Raw genomic sequence first — 2,667 nt, 5'->3', positions numbered from 1 at the left:
ATTAACAGGCTGCTAACGGCGTTTCAGGAGCCGGTCCAGCAGGGGGGCCAGCAGGCTTCCGGGCAGGGAGTCGCGCCAGGTGGGGGCCAGGCCGCGCCGCCGGGCGTAGTCCTCCACGAAGCGCCACTGCACGGGGCTGACGGGGCGTGCGGGCAGGGCGCCCACTGCGCGGCGGATCTCGGACAGGCGCAGCCCGCGTCCCAGGAGCAGGCAGTAGAGCACCGTGCCCGTGCGGCCCATGCCGAAGCGGCAGTGGATGTACACCCGCCCGCCGGTGGCCGCCTGGGCGTTCACCCAGTCCAGGGCCTCGTCCAGGGCCTGGGGTTCGGGCACGTCGTAGTCGTCGATGTGCAGGTAGTGCACCTTGAGCCCGTGCTCGCGCTCGATGCCTGGCAGGTCGCAGTATTCGGCGCAGAGGTTCAGCACGGCGCTCACGCCGTGGTCCTTGAGCAGTTCCAGGTGGAGTTCCTTGCAGGGCACGGCCCCCACGGCGAGGCTCTGGTCCACGGGCTGCACGCGGAAGCCGTCGGCGCAGGAGCAGGCCGTGATGCCTTGCGGGACGGGCGCGCCGGGGCCGCCGGGCGCGGACCCGGCAGGCGCGCGCGGCCCGGGCGTGCCGGACGGGCCTTGCGCGGGGCCGCCGCCACCGCAGGCTCCGGGCGCGACCGGTCCTCCCGGGGCGGGCCTTTCGGGGGCGCCGGGGGACGGTCCGTCAGGCGTCGGACGCCCTGGCGCTGGGGTTGTCCTGCGGGTCAGGCGCTCCTCCCTCCCCGGGGGGGCTTATGGCCACCGTGCGCTTTCCGGCGGCGGTTTCGAGGGTCAGTTCCTTGAAGTCCGTGACCGAGTCGGCCTTGGTCCACAGGCCCACCATGCCCGTCACAGGGTCCTCGAAATGGTAGAGGAGAAGCGGCCTGCCGTCCAGGAATCCCGTCGCCTGCCCGGCGCGGACCTCCACGGCCAGCTCGCGCCACTCCCCGGCGCGCGCCGGGGTGCGCACGCTGGCCAGCTCCGTGCGCCTGCCGTCGTGAAACTGGAAGAGAATCAGGTTGTCCTCCAGGGCGTTGAGGCGCAGCACCAGGTAGGTCCCGGCCGATCGCACCCCGAAGGCCAGGCCTCCGGCCTGGTCGATGGTTCCGGCCACGGGCCGCGTGAGCACGCTCACACGGCCGTCCGCCATGTCCGTGCCCTTGGCCACGGCCAGGGGGAAGTGGAAGTAGGCCTCCACGCTGTCCAGGAAGCGCTGGTAGCGCATGCCCGCCAGCCTGCCCATGAAGGACGCCAGCCCCCTGGAGAGCCCCGTGGCCCAGCGCGAGCCGTCCTGGCGGGCCACCATGGAGCCGTCTTCCTCCCGGACGGCCTCCCAGTCGCCCACGGCCAGGTGGAAGGCGGGCAGGGGGTTCTCCCGGCGTTTGGCCAGGAGGTCGTAGTCTCCGGCCAGGAAGGCCTCGGCCATGGCCTCGGCTTCGGCCGGGCCGGTGATGGCCATGTCCAGCAGGCGGCTCACGGCCATGAGCCTGCCCAGGTGGTCCAGGGCCTCGGCCGTCTCCCTGGCGGGAGCGCCCTGCAGGCGGGCGTCCAGCACGTCGCCGGACATCTGCGCCGTGAAGCCCAGGCGCGCCAGCACCCGGCCCAGGAAGGCCACCCGCAGGCACTTGCCCGAGAATGTGCCCGCCCCGCCCGCGAAGCGGACCGCCACGTGGTTGCGCGCTGCCGTCTCGCCGCAGAAGGCGTCGATGTTGGCGAAGTGGTAGCCGAAGCGCGCCGAGAGGTTCATGTAGTCCGCGCCCAGCAGGGCGTAGGAGTCGCCCCCCGGGGAGCCGCCGCCCACCTCGGCCGTGGCCGACGAGGCCATGAGCGTGAGGAAGCTCTTGGGATCGAAGGCCACCGTGCCCGACCACGTGATGCCCGGGTGGGTGAAGCCCCGCCAGATGGCCCGCATGGGCGCGCTGCGGATGTCCCCGGGCCGGGCCTCCTCGCAGGTGGTGAGGCCATCGCGCAGGCCCCCGCCCAGGTCCACGCAGTAGAGCGTCAGGGGGATCTGGGCCTTGAGGCGCACGGCGCGGCCCGCCTCGCCGGGGTCTCCGCCCAGGCCGAACATGGCGCGCAGGGCCGTCTCGTGGGCGAAGCGCACCACGTCGTGCAGGGTCTTGCAGCCGGGGGGCGTGAAGGCGTCCGCGTCCGGGTCCGTGAGGGTGAGCGGCGAGACGAGGTCCAGGCAGTCGCGCAGGCGGCGGTGCATGGGGCTTCCGGCCAGGCGGGAACGGGGCCTGGCCGCTGCCGTCAGCAGGGCCTCGACGCGCCCGGCCAGCACCCGCGCGCCCGTGGCGTCCAGGGTGACCTCCGCGCCCTCTTCCAGCGTATCCATGCACCCGGCGACCCCGAAGAGCGCGGGAACGCCCATCTCGCGGGCCACGCTGGCCAGGTGGCTGGCCGCGCCGCCCATGGCAGTGATCACGCCCCCTGCCCGGTCCAAAAGCGCCGCCAGCTCCGGCGCGGCGTTGGCGGCGGCGAGGATGGCCCCGGGCGGGACCTCCGCCGGGACAGCCCCCTCCACGCGCAGCACCGGACCCGAAGCCGCGCCGGGACAGGCGCTCACCCCCCCGGAGAGAAGCGTCTCATTGCCGGTCAGCTCCCCTGGATCCGCCGGGGCGGGGGCCTCCAGGGCCT

At 74.0% G+C, this 2,667-nt stretch carries 2 protein-coding genes; both read right to left on the bottom strand.

From position 1 onward, the window contains the following. Positions 1-12: 12 nt before the first annotated feature. On the bottom strand, positions 13-516 hold the full coding sequence (locus ACV4UX_RS19585) for a protein-tyrosine phosphatase family protein (protein WP_491594951.1): 504 nt from the start codon (positions 514-516) through the stop codon (positions 13-15). Positions 517-712: 196 nt separating this feature from the next. Further along, the coding region (locus ACV4UX_RS19580) for a PEP-utilizing enzyme (protein ID WP_491594950.1) at positions 713-2,667 on the bottom strand (1,955 nt) is incomplete at its 5' end.

This window comes from Fundidesulfovibrio sp. (assembly GCF_058402725.1).
This window is presented reverse-complemented; position numbering and strand designations above follow the sequence as displayed.